Origin of the sequence: Streptomyces sp. NPDC000348 (assembly GCF_042898795.1) — a bacterium.
In the GTDB taxonomy this organism is placed as follows: domain Bacteria; phylum Actinomycetota; class Actinomycetes; order Streptomycetales; family Streptomycetaceae; genus Streptomyces.
On the sequence record NZ_JBIAZD010000003.1, the window covers coordinates 444,649 to 466,634 of the forward strand.

Here is a 21,986-nt window from a genome sequence, read left to right on the forward strand (position 1 = left end):
GACGGCGGAGGGCGGAGAGGCCCGATGACCCGGTACGGCAACTGGACCGAGGCCGAGCGCCGACTCCGCGAGAGCCGGCCCGAGCCGTCCGACGCCGACTGGCACTCCCGCAGGCAGGCCGCGCGGGCGGTGGCAGGGGAGGTCGTCCACACGGGGCGGTGAATCGCACTCGTCTCGGTCACGCGGTGCTGTCCTGCGGTCTACGCTCGGTGGCCGGCGTGGAGACGCACGCCGTGGTGTACCCGTCGGAGGTAGGCGCCGTGCCGGTCTCGAACAACAACAACTCCCAGCCCCCCGCCGCCTGGTGCTACGGCGGCAACCAGCTCAAGCGCTGGCGCACCCTGGCCAACATCAGCCGCGAGGCGCTGGCCGCCGCCGCCAACTACGCCCCGGAAACCATCGCGTCCATGGAGCGCGGCGTACGGATGCCGACGCCCAGGGTGCTCGACGTGGCGGACGAACTGTGCGGCGCGCAAGGAATGTTGAGCGCGGCGAAGGAGTACGTGCGGAGGGAGCGGTACTCCGCGCGGGCGGTGGACTTCATCGAACGGGAGCGGGAGGCGACGAGCCTCTGGTCGTACGGAGTCGCGCTGGTACCGGGCCTGTTGCAGACCCGGGCGTACGCGCGGGCGCTCATCGACAACCGCATCCCGCCCCTGGACGAGGAGACGGTGGAGGAGCGGGTGGCGGCCCGGATGGAGCGGCAGGCCATCCTCACGGAGCGCAAGCCGCCGGTCGGACTGAGCTTCGTCCTCTACGAGGCCGTACTGCGCAGCCCGTTGGCGGACACGGAGCAGCTCCAGCGGTTGCTGGAGGTCTCCCGGCTGCGCAACGTGGTGTTGCAGGTGCTGCCGTTCGAGCGGGCGTTCAGTGACGCGCTGATGGGCCCCATGGTGCTGGTGGAGGGGCACGACCACGAGCGATTCGCCTTCATGGAAGGCGCGTTCGCCAGCGAGCTTTCGGCCGAACCAGGGGTTGTCAGCCGTGTGACCGAGCGGCTTAGCATGATCCGCACGCGGGCCCTCGACCCCGACGAGTCGGCCCGTCTCATCGAGCGGATGGTGAATCAGCCGTGAGCGACCAGCTGAAGTGGTTCAAGTCGAGCTACAGCGACAACGAGGGCGGCGACTGCGTCGAGGTCGCACTGGCGTGGTTCAAGTCGAGCTACAGCGACAACGAGGGCGGTGCCTGCGTCGAGGTCGCCCGCTGCGGTGCCGTCCACGTCCGTGACTCCAAGACCGCCCCCGCCGGCCCCGAACTCCGTATCGCCGCGCCCGCCTGGGCGGCGTTCGTTTCCGCGGTTCAGCCCGGGGCCTGAGCCCGGGCTCCGAGCTCTTCCCCTGGGTTTTCCGGGTTGGTTGAAATGTCCAACCAAACCAAGTCTGCACGTGAGCTGAGGCGACGCACCCCGTAAGGGTGACGTTCCGTGATCGGACAGCGCCGCTGCGTGAGGCCGACGAGCGGACGACGGAGATCGCGCACGATCCGCGCCGGGAGTGCGTGGCCGGATCGAGGCGGAAGGGCCGGTGGTCGTCCACGGGGCCGTCCCGGAGGCGTTCCTCCCCGGCCCCCGGGAGAGTGGCGGGCCCGCGTGTGACGCGGGTCGCTTTTCCGCGTGGGGCGCGTCGGGATGGGAAGGAGCCCCCTGCACGAGCGCCGGGGAGTCTCACCATGCGATATCCCGGAGGGGATTTTCGGACGCTCGATAGACTGAGCCGACCGCGGCGTACACCTATGTGTGCGGACCGCGGAAAACGACGGACTGAGCGAGGAGCGCACGTGGGCCTTGTCGTGCAGAAGTACGGAGGCTCCTCCGTAGCCGATGCCGAGGGCATCAAGCGCGTCGCCAAGCGGATCGTGGAAGCCAAGAAGAACGGCCACCAGGTGGTCGCCGTGGTTTCCGCGATGGGCGACACGACGGACGAGCTGATCGATCTCGCCGAGCAGGTTTCCCCGATCCCTGCCGGGCGCGAGCTCGACATGCTGCTGACCGCCGGAGAGCGGATCTCCATGGCCCTGCTGGCCATGGCGATCAAAAACCTGGGCCACAACGCCCAGAGCTTCACCGGCAGCCAGGCAGGTGTCATCACCGACTCGGTCCACAACAAAGCCCGCATCATCGATGTCACGCCGGGCCGGATCAAGGCCTCGGTGGACGAGGGCAACATCGCCATCGTCGCCGGGTTCCAGGGCGTCAGCCAGGACACCAAGGACATCACCACGCTCGGCCGCGGCGGCTCCGACACCACCGCCGTCGCCCTCGCCGCGGCGCTCGACGCCGAGGTGTGCGAGATCTACACGGACGTCGACGGCGTGTTCACCGCCGACCCGCGTGTGGTGAAGAAGGCCCGGAAGATCGACTGGATCGCGTTCCAGGACATGCTCGAACTGGCGGCCTCCGGGTCCAAGGTGCTGCTCCACCGCTGCGTGGAGTACGCCCGCCGGTACAACATCCCGATCCACGTCCGCTCGTCCTTCAGCGGACTGCAGGGCACGTGGGTCAGCAGCGAGCCGATGAAGCAAGGGGACAAGCAGGTGGAGCAGGCTCTCATCTCCGGTGTCGCGCACGACACCTCCGAGGCCAAGGTCACGGTCGTCGGCGTACCCGACAAGCCCGGCGAGGCCGCCTCGATCTTCCGCACGATCGCCGATGCCGAGATCAACATCGACATGGTCGTGCAGAACGTGTCCGCCGCCTCCACGGGCCTGACGGACATCTCCTTCACCCTGCCGAAGACCGAGGGCCGCAAGGCCATCGACGCCCTGGAGAAGAACAAGAGCACCATCGGCTTCGACTCCCTGCGCTACGACGACCAGATCGGCAAGATCTCCCTGGTCGGCGCCGGCATGAAGACCAACCCGGGCGTCACCGCCGACTTCTTCACGGCGCTCAGCGACGCCGGGGTGAACATCGAGCTGATCTCGACCTCCGAGATCCGCATCTCGGTCGTCACCCGCAAGGACGACGTGCCGGAGGCCGTCCGCGCCGTGCACTCCGCCTTCGGCCTGGACTCCGACAGCGACGAGGCCGTGGTCTACGGAGGCACCGGCCGCTGATGGCCGGGACCGCGGGGCCCGGACGTTCCGGGCGGCCGACACTCGCGGTCGTGGGGGCGACCGGGGCCGTCGGTGCGGTCATGCTCCAGATCCTGTCCCAGCGGGCGGACGTCTGGGGCGAGATCCGACTCGTCGCCTCCCCGCGCTCGGCCGGCCGCAAGCTGGCCGTGCGCGGCGAGGAGACCGAGGTCGTGGCGCTCACCGAGGAGGCCTTCGACGGGGTCGACGTCGCGATGTTCGACGTGCCCGACGAGGTCGCCGAGCGGTGGGCGCCCCTCGCCGCCGCGCGGGGCGCGGTGGTGGTCGACAACTCGGGCGCGTTCCGGATGGACCCGGACGTGCCGCTCGTCGTCCCCGAGGTCAACCCGCACGCCGTGCGGAGGCGTCCGCGCGGGATCGTCGCGAACCCGGACTGCACCACCCTGTCGATGATCGTCGCGCTGGGCGCGCTGCACGCCGAGTTCGGCCTGCGCGAGCTGGTCGTCTCGTCGTACCAGGCGGTCAGCGGCGCCGGACACGCGGGCGTGCGGACCCTGCGCGAGCAGCTCTCCCTGGTGGCCGGCACGGAACTGGGGACCAGCCCCGGTGACGTACGGCGGGCCGTGGGGGACAACACCGGGCCGTTCCCGGAGCCGGTCGCGCTGAACGTCGTACCGTGGGCCGGGTCGCTGCGGGAGGACGGCTGGTCCTCGGAGGAGATGAAGGTCCGGGACGAGACCCGCAAGATCCTCGGCCTGCCCTCCCTGCCCGTGGCGGTCACCTGCGTACGCGTCCCGGTGGTCACCACGCACTCCCTCACCGTGCACGCCCGCTTCGAGGGCGAGGTCACCGTCGACAAGGCCCGCGAGATCCTCGCCACGGCGCCCGGAGTGGTCCTGTTCGACAACCCGGCCGCGGGGGAGTTCCCCACCCCCGCCGACGTCGTCGGCACCGATCCGACCTGGGTCGGGCGGGTACGGCGGGCCCTGGACGATCCCACCGCGCTGGAGCTCTTCGTGTGCGGGGACAACCTGCGCAAGGGAGCGGCGCTCAACACCGCGCAGATCGCCGAACTCGTGGCGGCCGAACGGTGAAAAGTTCTGGAGCGCGGAAGATTCATTTGTAGGATCTGTGCAAGTCCTGTCGGCCGGATTCCCGGTCGGATCCTCTTGATCAGGCCGTTCCGGCAACCGAGGATTGAACCAGGCTTGTACGAGGATTCACCTCCCCGTTCTCCGCAACCGCGCGGAGGGCGGGGAGCGTCTTTGCGGTCACCCCTACCGGGAGGGCGTGGGGGCGCGCTCTCCGGGCGTGGGGACGTCCGGAACCGGGCGTGGGGACGTCCGTTCACATGGGATACAGGGGAAGAGCGGGACGCATGAGGGCATTCGATGTGCTGTCGGTGGTGCTGCCTGACGCGGGCGGGCGGCCGATCGCACCGGCCGCCGCAAAAGTGACGCCCGGCGCGTACAACCCTCATGAGGGGAAGCGTGTCCAACTGGCGTGGCTGAGGTACTCGACTTCACAGCGCCGCGCGGCACGGCCCTCAGGCCGCCCCGCCAGGCTCGCCGGCCCCGCATGTCCGGCGCGTCCGGCGGCATGCCGGTGATCGCGCCCATGCCCGCAGCGCGCCCCGCCCGCATACCAGGTCAACGTGACGGCACCGACGACGTCGTGGCGGCCGGCACCACCGTCGACCATCTCACCGAGACCTACCGCGCGCACTACCGCTCGCTGCTGGGCCTCGCGGCGCTCCTCCTCGACGACACCGCCTCCTGCGAGGACGTCGTGCAGGAGGCGTTCATCCGCGTCCACTCCGCCCGCAAACGCGTCCGGGACCCGGAGAAGACCCTGGCCTATCTGCGCCAGACGGTCGTCAATCTGTCCCGTTCCGCGCTGCGCCGCCGCATCCTCGGCCTCAAGCTGCTCTCCAAGCCCATGCCCGACATGGCGAGCGCGGAGGAGGGCGCCTACGACCAGCTGGAGCGCGACTCCCTCATCAAGGCGATGAAGGGCCTCCAGCGCCGCCAGCGCGAGGTGCTGGTGCTGCGCTACTTCGCGGACATGACCGAGGCGCAGGTCGCCGAGACCCTCGGCATCTCGCTGGGCTCGGTGAAGGCGTACGGCTCACGCGGTATCGCGGCGCTGCGGCTGGCCATGGAGGCGCCGGCATGAGCGACGGCGAGGACGCGCGGCGCGAGGAGCGCGGGCCGGAGGTCCGGGGGACCTCCCGCCCGTCCGGCGCCGCGCGGGAGCCCGAGGGCGTGGCCGCGCCCGGGGGCGCACGGGAATCCGACGACGGGAACGAACCGAAGCACACGCACGCTGGGAACGGAACTGTGAACGACGGCCTGGACGAACAGGGCTCCGAGGGGCTCGACGCGGACGAGCTGGAACTGCGCACCCTGCTGCGGCAGGCGGTGCGGGACGTGGAACCGGGCGACGGCACCCTGGACTACCTGCGCCGGGCCGTCCCCGCCCGCCGGGCCCGCAAACGCCAGGCCCTCGTCGGCGCGGCCGCGGCCGCCCTCTTCCTCGGCACCGCCGTCCCCGCCCTCGTCCACGTCTCCGGCGTCGCCGACTCCGACGCCAACCCCTCCGCCGTCGGCCACGCCGAGCAGACGCAGGGCGGCACCGGCCGGGGTGAGGACCCCAAGGGCGGGGAGAGCACCGCGGGCGGCGCCTCGGACCGGGTCGAGGGGACCGACCGGGGCGAGAAGGAGGACGAGGACGAGAGCGGCTCGAGCACCGGCTCCGGCACGGGGACGACGGAGGGCGCCGACCCCTCGTCCACCGCCGTCGCCGGGGTGCCCGCCTGCACCGCCGCCCAGCTCGGTCCGGCGACCGCCTCCAGTGCCGCCCCCGAATCCACGGGCGCGGTCTACGGTTCCTTCCGGGTCGTCAACGTCTCCACCGTGACCTGTGCCGTCGAGGGCGCCGGCTCCGTGAGCGCGGTCCCGCAGGGCGCCGCCGACGCCACCAAGGTGGGCTCGGCGCCGCATGCGGCGGGGGACGCGGCGGCCGGACTGCCCGACCCCTCCCTGGAGGCCGCGCGGCTGGTGCTCAAGCCGGGTGCGGCGTACGAGGTGAGGTTCGCCTGGGTGCCCTCCGAGACCTGCACGGCCCCGGGCGACGGCACGGACGGCGGCACCGGCGGACCCTCGCCCGACCCGTCGCCGACCGGCGACCCGACCACGACGACCGGCGCGTCCACGGGCACCGACAGCGGCACGTCCACCCAGCTGGTCACGGAGGACGTCCCGGCCGACGGCAGCGTGGCGGTGACGTACACGCCGTCCACGGGCTCGGGCTCGGCCACCACGACGGTCGGCAACGCGTGCGCGGGCACGGTGTACTACACGGGGCTGCTGACGGGGGTGTGACGGGGACGGCCCTCGGGGCCGTGGTCCGGCCCGTCGTCAGACCGCTGACGGACTCGACCGCTCCGGTTCCCGCTGCCCGTCCTCGTCCGGGGCCAGGCCCAGTTCCGCGTCGCGGACGAACTCCAGCTCGCGGCGGAACAGCCGGAACCACATGAAGACGACGAAGCCCACGAAGGCGAACCACTCGGCGGTGTAGCCGAGGTTCTGGAACGCCTTCAGATCCAGCCCGGTGCCGCCCGGCGCGGTCGCCGGCACCGCCCGCATCCCCGCGTCGCCGCGGTTGAGCGTGACCCAGGCGTCGTACACGTCGTACTCCACGAGGTTCACCAGCGACGCCGCGCTGATCGCCGCCGTCTGCCCCCGCGGCAGGCCGCCGCGGGCGCTGACGCCGTTGCTGCCCGGTGTCTCGGAGGCCTGGAGCGCGCCGGTGACGGTGACCTCACCGGTGGGCGCCGCGGGCACCTCGGCCGGGTCGGGGGTGCCGGGCAGCCAGCCCCGGACGACGGGCAGGGCGCGGCCGGTGCCGGTGCGCAGCAGGGTCAGGACGTAGTAGCCGTCCTCGCCGTCCAGCGCGCGGTCGGGCACCAGCAGCTGGGTGTCGTACCGGCCGCTCGCGGTGGCCTGCTTGCCGGAGGTGGCCTTGGTCACGGGCAGCAGCTCGTCCAGGGGCCTGGCCGCCTCCCGCTTGTCCGTGGCGATCCGCGCCTCGGCGTCGCGGTGGCTGTCCACCCGGTCCTCGAACCGGCCCAGCTGCCAGGACCCCATGAAGACGCAGAAGGGGATGGAGAGCAGCAGGAAGACGTTGATCCCCCACCAGCGGGGCGTCAGCAGAAACCGGTACACGCCCTCAACGGTACGGGTCCGCGGGTGGTTCCCGTCCCGCGGGGTCGCCGCGCGGCGGCCGTCTCCAGGAGGGGCCGGTGAAAGATCGGGAAGAAGTTGTCCACAGGCTGGGGAGCTCGGCGGCGCGATGCCCTCCGGGGCGGGCAGTATGGGGTCATGACTGAGAGCAACGGGTCCGACGCGCCGGGCCGGGCCGACCACCAGACCGAACGAGTGGCACAGGGCACGGGCATGCCCGACTGGGAGAAGCGCTTCCGCGCGCCCCGGGTGTCCCTGCCCGACTGGGCGGAGGACGCCCCCGACCGCTCCCTGTTCGTGTCGAACGCGACGGGGACGTACGAGCTGTACGCCTGGGACCGGGCGACGGGCGAGCAGCGGCAGGTGACGGACCGGCCCAACGGCACGACGGACGGCGTGCTCTCGCCGGACGGCGAGTGGATCTGGTGGTTCGACGACAAGGACGGCGACGAGTTCGGCGTGTGGCGCCGGCAGCGGTTCTGGGGCGGCGAGGACGAACTCGCGGCACCGGGACTGGACCCCTCGTACCCGGCGGGGCTCGCGCTCGGCCGGGACGGCCGCACGGCGGTCGTGGGCCGTTCCACGGACGAGGACGGTACGACGATCCACCTGGCCCGCACGGGCGAGGCGCCCGTGGAGATCTACCGGCACCGCGAGTCGGCGGGCGTCGGCGACCTCTCCCACGACGGTTCGCTGATCGCCGTGGAGCACACCGAGCACGGAGACGCGATGCACTCCGCGCTGCGGGTGCTGCGGCCCGACGGCACGACGGTCGCCGAGCTCGACGACACCGGGGGCGGCACCCGGGAGCTGGGCCTGGAGGTGCTGGGCTTCGCGCCGGTGGCGGGCGACACCCGGCTGCTCATCGGGCACCAGCGGCGCGGACGCTGGGAGCCCCTGGTGTGGGACGTGGCGACGGGGGAGGAGACGGACCTCGCGCTGGAGCTGCCCGGTGACGTGAGCGCCGAGTGGTACCCGGACGGCACGGGGCTGCTCGTCGTGCACGGCTTCGAGGCCCGCGGCGAGCTGTTCCGCTACGACCTGGCCGAGCGCCGGCTGGTGAGGATCCCCACCCCGCGCGGCGCGGTCTCGGGTGCGACGGCCCGGCCCGACGGCAGCGTGGAGTACCTGTGGTCGTCGGCGGCCCAGCCGCCGACGGTGCGCTCCACGACGGGCGACGTGGTCCTCGACCCGCCCGGGATGAAGTCGCCCGGGTCGGTCCCGGTGGAGGACGTGTGGGTGGAGGGCCCGGGCGGCCGCATCCACGCGCTCGTCCAGAAGCCGGCCGGCGCGAGCGGTCCGCTCCCGACGGTCTTCGACATCCACGGCGGCCCCACCTGGCACGACAGCGACTCCTTCGCGGCCGCCCCGGCCGCCTGGGTCGACCACGGATACGCGGTGGTCCGCGTCAACTACCGGGGTTCCACGGGCTACGGCCGCGCCTGGACCGACGCCCTGAAGCACCGGGTGGGCCTGATCGAGCTGGAGGACATCGCGGCGGTGCGGGAGTGGGCGGTCGCCTCCGGGCTCGCCGACCCGGCCCGGCTGATCCTCACCGGTGGTTCCTGGGGCGGCTACCTCACCCTGCTCGGCATCGGCGTCCAGCCCGACGCGTGGGCGGTGGGCATCGCGGCGGTCCCGGTCGCGGACTACGTCACGGCGTACCACGACGAGATGGAAGCGCTGAAGGCGATGGACCGCACGCTGCTCGGCGGCACCCCGGAGGAGGTCCCCGACCGCTTCGAGGCGTCCTCCCCGATCACCTACGTCGACCGGGTCAAGGCCCCGGTCTACATCTCGGCGGGCGTCAACGACCCGCGCTGCCCCATCCAGCAGATCGAGAACTACGTCAAACGCCTGGAGTCCCGGGACGCGGTCCACGAGGTCTACCGCTACGACGCGGGCCACGGCTCCCTGGTGGTCGACGAACGCATCAAACAGGTCCGCCTGGAACTCGACTTCGCAGCCAAGCACCTGCCCGCATAGCCGCGGTCAGCCGCCCCGCCCCGCAGCTGCGGTCAGCCGCCCCGCCCCGCCCCGCAGCTGCAGTCAGTCGTGCCGCTGGGGCGATGGGGGTCCCCCGCTCGAGCGGAGCCGAGAGTGGGGGAGGGTGGGCGCAGCGGCACCCCGCGAACGCGGGCAAGTGAAACCCGCCCCCGCCCGGCGGCAGCCCCGCGTACCCCGCAAGCGCGGGCCAGTGAAGCCCTCCCGCCGGCGGCACGCGGCACGCGCTACCGCGCGCTCCGCGGCCGCGCCCGCCGACCCAGCAACTCCGCCAGCCCCCGCCGGGTGGCGGCCAGCACCACCCGGTCCTCCGCACGCAGCACATACGTGTCAGGGAGGTCCCACACCAGCCCGGAACCCGGAACCCCCTCCCCGCCGGAGGCGGACCCCGCCGTGTCCAGCGCCAGCACCCGCCAGGCACCGGCCCGGAACGCCTCCCCCACCGTCCGCCCCTCCAGCTGCGCGTACCCGCCCACGACGACCGCCGCGAACAGCAGCACCCGCCGCTCCACCGGAATCGCCCCCAGGATCTGCCGCCCCATCATCGCCCCGGCGAACGCGGGCGCGGCCAGGTGGGAGACACTCCGGCTCCGCGTCAGCGCCGAGGGGTGCGCGGTCCGCAGCGTCCGGTACACCGCCTTCGCGAAGTCGTCGTCGTACAGCCGCAGCACCGCCCGCAGATCCGGCCGTACGGACCGCGCGTACAGCACCGCCTCCAGGTTCGTCGTGTCCGCGCTGGTCAGCGCCAGCAACGCGTCCGCACGATGGATCTTCGCGGACTCCAGCACCCCCTCCTGCGTGACGTCCCCCAGCACCACCGGCACCCGCAGCCGCCGCGCCACGGCCATTCCCCGGGCCTCCGGATCGGCCTCGACGCACACCACCGGGATGTGCAGCTCCCGCAGCCGCGTCAGCACCCGCGTCCCGATCTTGCCCAGTCCGAGCAGCACGACGTGGCCGCCCAGCCCGCGCGGCGGCTTCCGCAGCGCCGACGCCGTGCGGAACGTCCCCAGCGCCTCCAGCACCGCCGCCAGCAGCACCGGCAGCAGCAGCAACCCCACCAGCATGGACAGCAGTTGCAGCACCTGCCGCCCGGTGGACTGGTGGTGCGCGGGCTCGTTGATCGCGAAGAGGTCGAGCAGCGTGACGTACGTGGCGTGCAGCGGATGGTCCCGGGTCACCACCGTCAGGGCGACGGCGAGCGCGATCACCGCCGCCACCAGCCCCGCCAGCGACCACCGCAGCCGCCGCGAGAACAGCGAGGCGAACGGCGGACCGCCCCGCCCGGCCGGCAACGGGGGCCCGGAGTAGGACAGTTGCTCCAGCACCACCGTCCCCCGCCCGGTCGCGGCCGCTACCGCCGCCGCGTCGGGCAGCAGTCGCGGCCCGTGCTCGCCGCTGTCCTCCGAACCCTCGTCCCCGGCGGGGTCGTTGCTGGTCGCGGAGAGCAGCGCGAGGGTGCACAGTCCCGGATCGGCCACCTCGCCCGGACCCGGGGGCCGGCGCTCCACCGCCCGCAGCAGCAACCCCTCCGCGTCGACGACCTTGCCGGTGCCGACGAGCGCGGTGGCGACCAGCGCGGGCGCGGCCGTGTCGGCGTCGGACAGCACGGTCGTGGCGATGTCGGCCCCGCCGTGTCCCGCCGCGCCGCCACCGCCCGCCACCTCGGCGGCCTGGTCGAGGAGTTCCTCGATGTGCTGTCCCAGCCGTCGGTTGTAGAGCCGGAGGACGAGCCGCAGCCGGGGGTTGAGCCGGCGGGCGTTCAGGGCGGCGCGGATGTTGGTCTCGTCGTCGTCGTACACCAGCGCCAGCGCGGCGGCCCGTTCCACCCCGACCTCGGCGAGCACGGCCTCGGTCGGTTCGGCGGCCTCCACGATCCGTTCGCCGGGCGCCGAGGTGTCGTCGGACCCGCCGTTGTTCCGGTTGACGGCGGTCACGACCCGGCCGAGCAGGGCGGCGGAGGCCGCGCGGGCCCGCCCCACCACCGGCTGCCGTCCGCCGCGCCCGGCCGGCGGCACGACGAGGGTCACCTGCTCGCGGTACACACCGCGCAGTTCGGCGGCGAGCCGGTGCGCCAGCCCGTCGTCGCCGCACACCACCATGTGCGCGGACGGGTCTCCGGGCGGGGCGGGGTTGGGAAGGAGGCTCACCACGGGGAAGAAGACTGCCTCATGGTGACGGGTGGTTCCAGGCCGCGGCTGAACGGCCGCGCCCCGCCCTCCGTACCAAGGGGAGGGGCCCGAGCGGCCCCGCTCCCTCGCGCGCACATCGGAGGTGCACCCGGCCCGTGGCCATCACCGAACCATCCCCGCGCGGAACGGAGGAACCGGCGGACGGCCGGGAGGGGAAGGCGCACGACGAGGAGTCCCGTCACCTCACCCCGCCGCTCCTCCTCGTCCTCGTCCTCCTCACGGCCGTGATGTTCCAGGACCCCGTTCGCCGCGCCCTGGCCGCGCCGGTGACGCAGAGCTGGATGACGGTGTTCGTGGCGGTCGTCCTCCAGGCCCTTCCCTTCCTGGTGCTCGGCGTCCTGCTGTCGGCGGCGATCACGGTGTTCGTCCCGCCGTCGTTCTTCGCCCGCGCCCTGCCGAAGCGCCCCGCGCTGGCCGTACCCGTCGCGGGCGCGGCGGGGGCGGTGCTGCCGGGCTGCGAGTGCGCGTCCGTCCCGGTGGCGGGCGCGCTGGTGCGCAGGGGAGTGACGCCGGCCGCCGCCCTGGCGTTCCTGCTCTCCGCCCCCGCGATCAACCCGGTCGTGCTGACGGCGACGGCGGTCGCCTTCCCCGACGCCCCCGAGATGGTCCTCGCCCGTTTCGCCGCGAGCCTGCTGGTGGCGTGCGCGATGGGCTGGCTGTGGCAGCGCCCCGGCCGCGCGGACCGGCTGCGCCCGCCCTCCCGTCCGCCGCACGACGGCCGGGGCGGGGGCGCGGCGTTCTGGGGCTCGGTACGGCACGACGTGACGCACGCGGGCGGCTACCTGGTGGTCGGCGCGATGGCGGCGGCCACGCTGAAGGCGGTGGTCCCGGCGGAGTGGCTGCGCGCGGCGGCCGGCAGCCCGGTGCTGTCGGTGCTGGCCCTGGCCGTGCTGGCGGTGCTGTTGTCGATCTGCTCGGAGGCGGACGCGTTCGTGGCGGCGTCGCTCACCCCGTTCTCGCCGACGGCCCGGCTCGCCTTCCTGGTCGTGGGGCCGATGGTCGACCTGAAGCTCTTCGCGATGCAGGCGGGCACGTTCGGCCGGGCCTTCGCCCTGCGCTTCGCCCCCGCGACCTTCGCCCTGGCGGTGGCCGTCTCGGCGCTGACGGGAGCGGTGCTGCTGTGAGGTCCCTGAACCGGCAGGCCCAGGCGGCCCTGCTGTTCCTCCTCGGCGCGACGGTGCTGCACGCCGGCCTGACCGACCTGCACCTGCGGTACGTGAAGGCGGGGCTGCGCCCGCTGCTCCTGCTGTCGGGCGCGGTACTGATCGCGACGGCGGCGGCGACCGCCCGGTACGAGGGGCGCCGCGGGCCGGGCCCGGAGGAGCCGCACCGGGAGCCCCGCGTCTCCTGGCTCCTCACCCTCCCCCTCTTCGCCCTGATCCTGGTCGCCCCGCCCGCCCTCGGCTCCTACAGCGCCACCCACACCGGTACGGCCCTCCGGGAACCCCTCGGCTATCCGGAGCTGCCCGAGCGGGGGCCCCTGCGCCTGGGAGTCGGGGAGTACGCGGCCCGCGCGGTCTACGACCACGGCCGTCACCTGCGCGGCCGGGTCATCGGCATCACCGGTTTCGTGGCCCTGGACGGCTCCGGCACCCCGTACCTGGTCCGCATGGGTCTCAGCTGCTGTGCCGCCGACGCCCAGCCGGTCAAGGTCGCCCTCACCGGCGAGGTCCCCCCGGTCCTGCGGCCGGACGCCTGGCTGGAGGTCACCGGCCGCTACAGCCCGCGCCGTACGAAGGATCCCGTCAACGACGGCCCGGTCCCGTACTTCGAGGTCACCCGCGCCGAACCGGTCCCGGTCCCGCAGGACCCGTACGACCAGGCGTGGAGCGGCTAGAACCGGTGGGGCTGCTGCTGCGACTGCTGCCCGTACCCCTGTCCGCCGCCGGCCGCCTGCGCCTGGAGCTGCTCGGCCTGCTCCTCGGTGACCTTCTGCTCCGCGCCGCAGAAAGTGCACTGCGTCGTGTACTTCGTCGAGACCGGGAACAGCGGCACGAAGAACAGGGTGAACTTGGTGACCCGCTTCCTGAGTGTGTGCGCGGCGGGATTGCCGCACTGCGCGCACACCAGCGTCAGTATCGCGAGCTGGTACAGATACCCCTTGGTACCAAAAATGATCATGTTGTCGATCCTTCCCGGGCCTCGGTCCCCCGAACCACCGCACCGGACGGCGCGCGCGGCCGGCGACGCGACCGCCCTCCACCCTGCCGCACCCCGCACCACCGCACCAGTCCCCGGCGCCGGCGCGACCGGCACGCCGCCGGGAGCGCCGGGGCCGTCCACCGGACCCGTGCCCCCTGAGCGGGGCGCGGGTGCCGTCCGCCGCCGTCGCCCCGGCCGACGGGGGCGGGGCCGACGTGTTCGACATGATCTGCGGTCGTCCGGCAGCGGCTCCGGGTGATCATGCCGACGGTCCCGTCCGGCCCGGTCCAGGGCATACGCCTCGTGGAGGCGGACCAGGCCCGGCGCAGGACGGTAATCAAGGTGCGGTGAGCCTTCTCGACTTGATCATTTGAACTCGAAAAGAAATCAGGTTCGGTCAATTTCGGCTCCGAAGCGAGAAAATAGGCCACATCCCGGCCCGCCTGTGTGCAGGAACTCGGCTTGGCGGCAGCATGGTCGGGCTTGAACCGCGCGTTGCGCCGCGGAGTGAGACCGTCGGGGGTACTGGTGAATCACGCGTGGCCGCCGTCCACGTTTCTCGGCCGGTTACGGAATACGACAAGGGAAGAACTTCTCGGGCAGGGCACCCCGATCACCTATCCGCCGCACCGCCCGCTGCTGCACCAGGGCGACGGAAGCCGGCACGTTCTGCTGATCACGAGAGGTGTCGTGAAGGTCGTCGCCAGCGCGGAGAGCGGCTACGACATGCTGCTCGCCGTCCGCATAGCGGGTGACCTGGTCGGGGAGATGGCGGCCTTCGAGGAGCGCCCCAGGTCGGGCACCGTGGTCGCGTGCAGTGACGTCACCGCGCGGATCATCCAGGTGCGGACCCTGGAGGCCTTGCTGGCCCGCCACCCGGACGCCATGCGGGCCATCCTCAACATGCTCTGCGCCCGGCTGCGCTGGGCCAACCGGCGCCGTATCGACTTCCAGGCCTACGACTCGCTGACCCGGCTGGCCCGGGTGCTGGCCGAGCTGAGCCGGGCCTATGCCCAGCCCGCGCCGGACGGCGACGGCAGACGCTGCGACCTCGGTGTGACGCTCACCCAGAAGGAACTAGCGTCGCTGGCGGGGCTGGCCCTCAACACGGCCGAAAAGAACCTGGCCACACTGACCGCCATGGGGCTGGTGGAACGCAGTTACCGAAACATAACCATCTGTGACGTTCCGAAACTGCTGGAATTCGCCAAAGTCATGGATGACAACCCGTATTGATACGGGATCACTTCACGAACCCTCTCCTAGCCTCTCGAACAGCACCTCATGGGCGTCGACCGCGCATTGTCCGCGCGCGTCCGCCCCTTGCCTGTCCAGAGAGGAACGATCGGGTGGTTGACTGGTCCGGGTTCCGCCCCTGCACCTGTATAGCCGTGGACGCACAGTCCTACGGCAGCAAGAACGACCGTAGGCAGTCCGAACTCCAGCATGACCTGCCGCGGCTCCTCGACCGCGCCGCCAGAGGCGCCGGCCTGGACCGCGCGCAGTGGCGGATCCAGCGCAAGGGCGACGAACAGCTGGCGGTGCGGCCCCAGGACGGCACCGAGCCGCGCCTGGTTGACGACTACGTCCGCCATCTCGTCGCCGAGCTGCGCGAGTACAACGTCCAGCGCGTCCCCGAGTCCCGCATGCGGCTGCGGACCGTCATCCACCAGGGCCTGGTGGAGCCGGCCGACAACGGCTTCGCCGGCTCGGCCGTGGTGGCCACGGCGCGCCTGCTGAACGCGCGTCCGCTCTACGACGCCCTGACCGCGCACCCCGGGGCCGACCTGGTGCTGCTGCTGTCCGACGACGTCTTCCGGTCCACGGTGGCGGGCGGACACACCACCCTGCTCCCCGAGGACTTCATCCGCGTCGCCGTCCAGGTGAAGGAGTACGAGGCCACGGCCTGGCTGTGGGTGCCCGCGCCGAACGCGCCGGCCGCGGCCTCGCGCGAGCCCGGGGCCGCGCAGTCGGGGAAGCGCGCGGCCCCGGTGCCGGGGGAGCCCGCGGCGGACCGGCAGAAGCCGGCCGCCGCGGGCGGGACGGGGATCAGCAACCAGTACCGGGGCGACCACATCAACGTCACCAACATCGCCGGCCCGGTGGACGCCCGGGGTGCCGTCTTCGGCTTCGGGAGCGTCGGTGGCTGACGGCACGGAAACGGACGACGGGCCGGACGTACCGTCCACCCCCGTACCCGGTCAGGACCCCGAGCCGTCCGTACCGGAGGACGACGGCCCACCGTCGGCCGGGGACGGGGAACCGGACCCGGACAGGCCCTCCGAGCAGCGCGGAGAACCGGACGAACGGCAGGAGGACGACCGCGGCTATGACGACCTCCGCCGCGTCCACCAGCTCGTCAACAACAACTTCTACGGCGTCGTCGACGCCGCCGGAGCGGCGTTCGGCTTCGGTGCCGTCCCGTCCCCGGGCCTCGCCCCCGGCACCATCGAGCCCGGGGAGGCGGACCGGGCCCTGCGCTTCCACCTGCCCCCGCAGCCCTGCTTCGACGAGGCGCTCGGCAAGCTGCGCGAGAACGCCCTCGTGGTGCTGACCGGTCAGGACAGCTGCGGCCGGGGCGCGGGTTCGCTCGCCCTGCTCAGGGAGATCCTGGGGGACGACGCCAGGCTGCGCAGCCTCTCGCCCGCCAACGCCCTCATCGAACTCGCCGCGTCAAGGGACCTCAAGCAGGGGCAGGGATACGTCATCCTCGACTACGTCGGGGAGCCGGCCCACCACGCCGTGCAGGCCTACGACATCAAGCGGCTGAGCGAGGAACTGGGCCGCAAGGGGTCGTACCTGGTGATCACGGCGGGCGACACGGCTCGCCGACGGCTGGCGCTGCGGGACCACTGCGTGCCGTGGCGGGCCCCGGACCCCGTGGAGCTGTTCGGCCACTGCCGGGAGAAGCTGCCGCACACGGACCTCACGCCGGACACCGAACGGGAACTGCTGCAGCGGGTCGGCGAGCAGCGGCGGCCGAGGGACGTCGTCGAGGCGGCCGTGGCCCTGTCCCGGGACGGTGCGGAGAAGGCGCTGGACATCCTGCGGGACCGGTACCGGGAGCGGGTCGAGGAGTGGTTCCGCGGCAAGCCGTCCGCGGACGACCTGCTCCCGCTCGCCGCACTGGCCTTCCTGGAGGGCATTCCCGAGCGGACGTTCGAGAAGGAGTGCGCCGCCCTCGTCGCCCATGTGCGCAACTGGGAGCAGAGCGGCGAGACGCCGGTCGCCGAGACGGACGGCGAGGCGGTCACGCCGCCGGGCGGCGCCGTCGCCCAGCAGTCCCGGGCCCGGTGGAAGGAACGGGCGGTGGAACTCGTGACCACCGAGCACCGGCCCGGGCCGGGCCGGGACGCCGGGCGCAGCGAACGGCGCCTGGTCTTCACCTCGCCGCGCGTCCGGGAGCTCGTCATCGCGGAGTTGCACGACCTGTACGGCTACGAGCTCTGGTACCCGTTGCGCCTGTGGCTGGGCGACCTCGCCCTGCAGGGCGACCTGGACACCCGTACCGAGGTGGCCCGCGGCGTGGCGTTCCTGGCCGGGCACGCTCTCGTCGAGGTCGACGAGAACCTGTTGAAGGTGTGGTCCGAAGGGCTCACCAACCAGCGGGTCACCGCCGCGCTGACGCTCCAGTTCATGTGCGACGTGGAGCATCTGGCTCCGCAGGCCCTGAACATCGTCCTGAGCTGGACGGACAACAGCGGCCAAGGCCGTGCCGTCACGGCGGCCATGGCACTGACGGGCCGCCTGGGCTCCCTCTACCGGCTGGAGGCGCTCAACCGGCTCTGGTTCCTGACGCAGCGCGGGGAGCGGGTCGCGTTCTCGGCCCGCCGTTCGCTGGTCCTGTTGCTGCAGACCGCCGAACAGGACCCGGAGCGCGTCCTGTTCATTCTCCGGTATCTGCGGACCGTGGTCGCCGGGTCGGCGCCGGGGTCCCGGGAGCGGTCGGTCGCGCTGCGCACCGTCGTCCAGCTGCTGGAGGCCGCCCGGCTGGAGACGCCCGAGCCCGTCACCGCGGCACTCCTGCGCACCGTCCCGGACAGTGCCCGGCACCTCGGTTCCCTGTGGGCGGACGTCCTGCACAGCGGCAACCGCGGCCGGGCGGTCGGCGCGCTGTGCAGGACGCTGGTGCAGCTGCGGGACGACCCGTCTGTCACCGGCGCCGTCCGCGGACTCGGCGAGGCGATGCGCGACGCCATGAGCGGGCGCCAGTGGGCCGCGCTGTGCCACCACCTGTCCATCGCCCTGAAGCACCCCGACTACGCGATCCCCGGCGCCCGCCAACTGGCGCAGGTGCTCCTCGGATCACTGCGCGGCCGGCCGCCGGCGGACCCCCGGCGTTCCACCGCGTCCCTCATATCCACCCTTCCCCCCACTTCCGCCGAAGGAGGCCGAAGCAAGTGAACTACCCGGTCATCGCCGAGCACATCCTGGCCACGGTCCAGGGCACCTGGTGGTCTCGGCGCCGCCGTCGCGACGACGTGCCGGAGCTGCCGGCCGGCGCGGTCTACGTCTTCCGGACCGGCGGGAACTACCGCCCGTTCCCCGACGGCATGGTGTTCGACCCGTCCCACCCCGACGTCCTCGACGCCTCCTCGGTCAGCCTGGTCGACACCCGGGCGCGCCTGGTCGAGGTGGAGCGCACCCTTCCGTCGGTGAGCGAGGCGGACAACTTCACGGTGCGGGCGTCCTTCACGTGCCAGGTGACCGACCCGACCGTCATCGCCCGGCAGGGCATCATCGACGTCACCGTGCCGTTGCGCGCCTACCTGATGGGCGACAGCGACCTGCCGCGGGTGAGCGCCGGGCACCGGGTGGAGGAGGTCAACGCGGTACGGACCGAGGTCAGCCACCGCGTGACCGCCTACAGCGCCATCGTGCCGCCGAGGGTCGCGGGCATGAGCGTGGAGTTCGTCAGCGCCGAGGTGCACGCGTCGGACGACCTGCGGGACTGGGAGCAGAAGCTGCGCGACGAGCGGCGCTCCTGGGAACTCCAGCGCGGCCAGCGTGACTTCGAGACCCAGGACGCGTTGCGGATCGCGGACCTGCTCTCCCAGGGATCCGACCACGTGGACGCCTTCGGCATCGCCCGCAAGGAGATCGACGTCACCGAGGCGGCGGCCCGCATCCACCGGGCCACCGAGGAGGAGTCGGCCCGCCGCCACAAGGCGGAGACGTCGGAGCGCGCCCACGCGCAGGCGCGGGAGACGGCGGAGACGCAGATGCGCCGCGACATGCTGCTGACGCTGCTGCGGCAGATGGGCGGCAGCGAGTACGTCGACTACCACCAGGTCCTGGAACAGGTGCTGCGTGAGACAGGGGGCCAGGCCGTGCCCGCCGTGGGAACCGCTGCCGGTACGGCCCCCATGGTCGAGCCGGGACGGACCCGGTCCGGCCGCACCGCGACGGGCCGGGACGGCTCGCGCGACGCACAGGGCGGCTTCGTCAGGGACGAGGACGATCTCGTTGACTGACTCCCTGACATACCGGGCGACGACGACCCGCGGCAGGGCGGACGGCCAGGCCGCCGCCCACGCCGGCACCGCCGACGACCGGGCCACGGCCCGTACCAGCGGGAACGGACCCACCACCCGCACCCCCGGCCCCCGGCCTCGCCCTCACTCCGTCCCCGGCTTTGACGCCGCCCGCCGGCTGCGAGCCCTGACCGGCGTGGACGAGGACCTGCTCGCCAAGGTCGGATACGAGCGAAGCAAGTACACGGCGCTCGGCGGGGTGGTGCTCGGCACCTCCGTCATCGCGGCGTTCTCCATGTGGAACTTCGCGACCGAGGCGCTCGGCAGGGTCTCCGTCGTGGCCCTGCTCCCGACGGTCATCTGGATGCTGTTCGTGCTCAACCTCGACCGCTGGCTGGTCACTCCCCAGCCGAACGCGCGGCGACGGGTCGGGCCGCTGCTCATGCGCCTGCTGATCGCCCTGCTGCTCGGCATGGTGATCGCCGAGCCCCTGGTGCTGCGCATCTTCCAGACGGCCATCGAGGAACGTGTCGCCGACGAACGTACGGACGCGATCGACCGGTTGCGTACCAACCTGGTCCGCTGCAACCCCGTACCGTCCACGACACAGACCGTCATCCCGGAGGACTGCGACAGTACGTACGTCCTCTCCTTCGGCGACACCCCTGGCGAACGGGCCGAGGAACTGGCCGCCCTGCGCTCGGACGCCGCCGCCCTGCAGAAGCGGGTGGACCGGGACACCGCCCGGCTGGAGGCCCTCGATTCCGAGGTACGGGACGAGTGCCGACGGCTGGTCCGCATCGCCGGCACCGGCCTGTACCAGCGGACGTCCGAGTGCCTGCGCCTGCGCGACAAGGCACAGGACTACCGGACCACCCACCACACCGAGGGGAACGAGAAGCGGCTGGCCGGGATGAACAGCCGCATCTCGAAGATCGAGGCCGAACAGACGGTGTCGCGCGGCGACTTCCTCAAGGCGCGGGCCGACGGCATCGAGCGGCGGCTGGATGAGGAACGCGCCCAGCAGAAGGAGATCGGCGTTCTGGAACGGATGCGGGCGCTCGACGAGCTCGCGGCCGGTAACCCGGTGCTGTTCCTGGGCATCTGGCTGGTCCGCCTGCTGTTCGTCCTCCTCGACGTCCTTCCGGTACTGGTGAAGTACCTGAGCGGCGAGTCCGCGTACGACCGGATGCTCACCAGCGCGAGCAACAGCGCGGTCAGGATCCACGACGAGGAGGTCCGGCTCGCCGAGCGCCGGGCCATGGCGGACATCGAGATCGCCCAGGACACCATCGAACAGGAGGTGCGGCGCCACCGGGCCGAGTCGGAGGCGGCGTTCCGGGAACACACGGCGGCGATGAACATCCGGGTCCGGCAGGCGGTGAACGCGCTGGAGGACGAGATCCGCCGCTCGTCGACCGTCTGACGCACCCGCCCGCACCAGGAACAGCGCCACGGCCGCCCCGTCCGTCGGGGCGGCCTTTCGACACCGACGGAACGGAGGAAAACCATGACCACACCCGGAGGCGACCCCGAACCGGCCCCGGTTCCGAACCCGGACACCGGCACAACGGCCGACCACGGTGCGAAGCTCGCCAGAGTCCTGCTGTCCGAGGCCCGGGAGGAGCTCGTGAAGGCCGACAACAAGGCCGGGCTCATGCTGGCGTTTCTGGGCGCCGCCCTCACCGCCCTCCTGGGCGCGGTCGGCAGCGGCGTCCTCGCCCCACGCCAGTACGCCGTCGTCCCGCAGCTCCTCCTCTGGACGGGCTGTGCGGCCTGTGTGCCGGCACTCGTCCTGCTGGGCCTGGCCGTGACCCCGCGGCTGGGAAACCCCCACTACTCCCGGACCCACTACTTCGGCGACGCGAGGCTCGTGATGTCGGTCGCGCAGCTGGAGCACACGGTCTGCCGCACCGACCCCCTGTCCCGGGACCTCAGCCAGCTGGCGGTCCTGTCCCGGACCGCCTGGACCAAATACCGCTGCATACGCCACGCCCTGATGTGGAGCACGGCCTTCCTCGTCCTCACCCTGCTCGGCATCGCGACGGGGGCGTCGACCTGATCCGCGCATGGCGTGCGTGCCCGTCACCCCTTCGCGGCGCGTCTCCCGGATCGGACGACGACTGTGCCGGCCCCGGTACCACGCGCGCACTCTTCCGCGCCGCGTCCCGCTCGGGGCCGCGCCGGGTGTCCGCGCACGCCGCCGTCCGGGCGGTCACGGCCGGCTGACAGGTTCTTCAAGAGTTCTTCATCGACTCCGTCCTACGGTCGGTCTGCCCGCCGCGTCCGCGGACGGGTTCGACGGGAGAGCGGGAGAACCGGTGAGGGTGAATCGGGTACTGCTGGCCGCGGCGGCCTCGGTCATGGCGCTGGCGCTGACCGGCTGCGGGGGCGACGAGGACGAGCCGGAGATCCCGACGGCCGCGAGCGGCGGCGCGGCCACGCGGTCCGCCGGCTCGGACGCGCAGGGCGGCGGGGACGACGTGGCCGCCTATGTGCAGGCGCAGCGCGCGTACGTGAAGTGCCTGCGGGAGAACGGGGTCGACGCTCCGGACCCGGACGACAAGGGGAACATCGACTTCGGTGACAACCGGGACCTGAAGAAGGACGCGAAGTTCCAGGCCGCCACGGAGAAGTGCGCCGACCACCTGGCGGCCGTGCCCGAGAGCATCGAGAAGGACAACCAGTCCAAGCTCACCGCCGAGCAGATCGAGGTCAAGCAGCGGTACGCGAAGTGCATGCAGGAGAACGGGGCCGCCGACTTCCCCGACCCGGGCCCCGACGGCCTCGGACAGGGTGAGTGGGACCAGAGCTCCGCCGGTGCGAAGCGGGCCATCCGGATCTGCGGGCCGATCGTGGGTGTTCCGGAGTCCGCGGGCCCCGGCAAGGGCTGA

General features: G+C 72.5%; 20 protein-coding genes. 17 read left to right on the plus strand and 3 right to left on the minus strand.

Annotated features, from left to right (window positions below):
• Positions 1–24 precede the first annotated feature (24 nt).
• From ACFY3N_RS08900 to ACFY3N_RS08930, 7 genes are all read left to right on the plus strand, one after another.
• On the plus strand, positions 25–162 hold the full coding sequence (locus tag ACFY3N_RS08900) for a hypothetical protein (protein WP_390815907.1): 138 nt from the start codon (positions 25–27) through the stop codon (positions 160–162).
• Positions 159–1,076: a DUF5753 domain-containing protein gene (locus ACFY3N_RS08905; protein ID WP_390815908.1), complete on the plus strand. Its 918-nt coding sequence runs from the start codon at positions 159–161 to the stop codon at positions 1,074–1,076. The genes ACFY3N_RS08900 and ACFY3N_RS08905 overlap by 4 nt, the downstream gene beginning before the upstream one ends.
• Positions 1,073–1,318: a DUF397 domain-containing protein gene (locus ACFY3N_RS08910; protein ID WP_390815909.1), complete on the plus strand. Its 246-nt coding sequence runs from the start codon at positions 1,073–1,075 to the stop codon at positions 1,316–1,318. The genes ACFY3N_RS08905 and ACFY3N_RS08910 overlap by 4 nt, the downstream gene beginning before the upstream one ends.
• Before the next feature lie 461 nt (positions 1,319–1,779).
• Positions 1,780–3,057, plus strand: coding sequence for an aspartate kinase (locus tag ACFY3N_RS08915; protein ID WP_390815910.1), 1,278 nt, complete (start codon positions 1,780–1,782; stop codon positions 3,055–3,057).
• Positions 3,057–4,130: an aspartate-semialdehyde dehydrogenase gene (locus ACFY3N_RS08920; protein WP_390815911.1), complete on the plus strand. Its 1,074-nt coding sequence runs from the start codon at positions 3,057–3,059 to the stop codon at positions 4,128–4,130. Before ACFY3N_RS08915 ends, ACFY3N_RS08920 begins: the two co-directional genes overlap by 1 nt.
• Before the next feature lie 505 nt (positions 4,131–4,635).
• The gene (locus tag ACFY3N_RS08925) at positions 4,636–5,211 is read left to right on the plus strand and encodes a SigE family RNA polymerase sigma factor (protein WP_030863114.1); all 576 of its coding nucleotides are present in this window, start codon (positions 4,636–4,638) and stop codon (positions 5,209–5,211) included.
• Positions 5,208–6,419 carry a hypothetical protein gene (locus tag ACFY3N_RS08930; RefSeq protein ID WP_390815912.1) on the plus strand — a complete coding sequence of 404 codons (1,212 nt, stop codon included), beginning with the start codon at positions 5,208–5,210 and terminating at the stop codon, positions 6,417–6,419. Before ACFY3N_RS08925 ends, ACFY3N_RS08930 begins: the two co-directional genes overlap by 4 nt.
• Positions 6,420–6,455: 36 nt before the next feature.
• Here the strand turns inward: ACFY3N_RS08930 and ACFY3N_RS08935 are convergent, their stop codons facing one another.
• Positions 6,456–7,262 carry an SURF1 family protein gene (locus ACFY3N_RS08935; RefSeq protein ID WP_390815913.1) on the minus strand — a complete coding sequence of 269 codons (807 nt, stop codon included), beginning with the start codon at positions 7,260–7,262 and terminating at the stop codon, positions 6,456–6,458.
• Positions 7,263–7,418: 156 nt separating this feature from the next.
• Between ACFY3N_RS08935 and ACFY3N_RS08940 the strand changes: the two genes are divergently transcribed.
• On the plus strand, positions 7,419–9,266 hold the full coding sequence (locus tag ACFY3N_RS08940) for a prolyl oligopeptidase family serine peptidase (RefSeq protein WP_390815914.1): 1,848 nt from the start codon (positions 7,419–7,421) through the stop codon (positions 9,264–9,266).
• Between the two features lie 245 nt (positions 9,267–9,511).
• Here the strand turns inward: ACFY3N_RS08940 and ACFY3N_RS08945 are convergent, their stop codons facing one another.
• Positions 9,512–11,386 (minus strand): NAD-binding protein, encoded by a 1,875-nt coding sequence (locus tag ACFY3N_RS08945; protein WP_390816068.1) that lies wholly within the window; start codon positions 11,384–11,386, stop codon positions 9,512–9,514.
• 185 nt (positions 11,387–11,571) lie between these two features.
• Between ACFY3N_RS08945 and ACFY3N_RS08950 the strand changes: the two genes are divergently transcribed.
• Both ACFY3N_RS08950 and ACFY3N_RS08955 read left to right on the plus strand, forming a co-directional pair.
• On the plus strand, positions 11,572–12,600 hold the full coding sequence (locus tag ACFY3N_RS08950) for a permease (protein ID WP_390815915.1): 1,029 nt from the start codon (positions 11,572–11,574) through the stop codon (positions 12,598–12,600).
• Between the two features lie 5 nt (positions 12,601–12,605).
• The gene (locus ACFY3N_RS08955; protein ID WP_390816069.1) at positions 12,606–13,313 is read left to right on the plus strand and encodes a TIGR03943 family putative permease subunit; all 708 of its coding nucleotides are present in this window, start codon (positions 12,606–12,608) and stop codon (positions 13,311–13,313) included.
• Here ACFY3N_RS08955 and ACFY3N_RS08960 read toward each other — a convergent pair.
• Positions 13,310–13,597 carry a zinc-ribbon domain-containing protein gene (locus ACFY3N_RS08960; protein ID WP_390815916.1) on the minus strand — a complete coding sequence of 96 codons (288 nt, stop codon included), beginning with the start codon at positions 13,595–13,597 and terminating at the stop codon, positions 13,310–13,312. The two genes, ACFY3N_RS08955 and ACFY3N_RS08960, sit on opposite strands and share 4 nt — an antisense overlap.
• A 549-nt stretch (positions 13,598–14,146) precedes the next feature.
• Here ACFY3N_RS08960 and ACFY3N_RS08965 point away from each other — a divergent pair.
• The 7 genes from ACFY3N_RS08965 to ACFY3N_RS08995 all read left to right on the plus strand — a co-directional run bounded on the left by ACFY3N_RS08965 (position 14,147) and on the right by ACFY3N_RS08995 (position 21,986).
• A complete protein-coding gene (locus ACFY3N_RS08965) occupies positions 14,147–14,854 on the plus strand; it encodes a Crp/Fnr family transcriptional regulator (protein ID WP_390815917.1) in 708 nt (235 codons plus the stop codon).
• 155 nt (positions 14,855–15,009) lie between these two features.
• Positions 15,010–15,768: a hypothetical protein gene (locus ACFY3N_RS08970; protein WP_390815918.1), complete on the plus strand. Its 759-nt coding sequence runs from the start codon at positions 15,010–15,012 to the stop codon at positions 15,766–15,768.
• Positions 15,761–18,022: a hypothetical protein gene (locus ACFY3N_RS08975; RefSeq protein ID WP_390815919.1), complete on the plus strand. Its 2,262-nt coding sequence runs from the start codon at positions 15,761–15,763 to the stop codon at positions 18,020–18,022. Before ACFY3N_RS08970 ends, ACFY3N_RS08975 begins: the two co-directional genes overlap by 8 nt.
• A complete protein-coding gene (locus tag ACFY3N_RS08980) occupies positions 18,019–19,092 on the plus strand; it encodes a hypothetical protein (protein ID WP_390815920.1) in 1,074 nt (357 codons plus the stop codon). Before ACFY3N_RS08975 ends, ACFY3N_RS08980 begins: the two co-directional genes overlap by 4 nt.
• Positions 19,085–20,518 (plus strand): DUF4407 domain-containing protein, encoded by a 1,434-nt coding sequence (locus ACFY3N_RS08985; RefSeq protein WP_390815921.1) that lies wholly within the window; start codon positions 19,085–19,087, stop codon positions 20,516–20,518. Before ACFY3N_RS08980 ends, ACFY3N_RS08985 begins: the two co-directional genes overlap by 8 nt.
• A gap of 84 nt (positions 20,519–20,602) precedes the next feature.
• Positions 20,603–21,154 (plus strand): Pycsar system effector family protein, encoded by a 552-nt coding sequence (locus ACFY3N_RS08990; RefSeq protein ID WP_390815922.1) that lies wholly within the window; start codon positions 20,603–20,605, stop codon positions 21,152–21,154.
• Positions 21,155–21,413: 259 nt separating this feature from the next.
• Positions 21,414–21,986, plus strand: coding sequence for a hypothetical protein (locus ACFY3N_RS08995; protein WP_390815923.1), 573 nt, complete (start codon positions 21,414–21,416; stop codon positions 21,984–21,986).

Bases quoted from the DNA above. Each gene is read 5' to 3' on its own strand.
- ACFY3N_RS08900 (WP_390815907.1), top strand. From the start codon at position 25: ATGACCCGGTACGGCAACTGGACCGAGGCCGAGCGCCGACTCCGCGAG.
- ACFY3N_RS08920 (WP_390815911.1), top strand. From the start codon at position 3,057: ATGGCCGGGACCGCGGGGCCCGGACGTTCCGGGCGGCCGACACTCGCG.
- ACFY3N_RS08925 (WP_030863114.1), top strand. From the start codon at position 4,636: ATGCCGGTGATCGCGCCCATGCCCGCAGCGCGCCCCGCCCGCATACCA.
- ACFY3N_RS08930 (WP_390815912.1), top strand. From the start codon at position 5,208: ATGAGCGACGGCGAGGACGCGCGGCGCGAGGAGCGCGGGCCGGAGGTC.
- ACFY3N_RS08940 (WP_390815914.1), top strand. From the start codon at position 7,419: ATGACTGAGAGCAACGGGTCCGACGCGCCGGGCCGGGCCGACCACCAG.
- ACFY3N_RS08945 (WP_390816068.1), bottom strand. From the start codon at position 11,386: ATGGTGGTGTGCGGCGACGACGGGCTGGCGCACCGGCTCGCCGCCGAA.
- ACFY3N_RS08960 (WP_390815916.1), bottom strand. From the start codon at position 13,597: ATGATCATTTTTGGTACCAAGGGGTATCTGTACCAGCTCGCGATACTG.
- ACFY3N_RS08990 (WP_390815922.1), top strand. From the start codon at position 20,603: ATGACCACACCCGGAGGCGACCCCGAACCGGCCCCGGTTCCGAACCCG.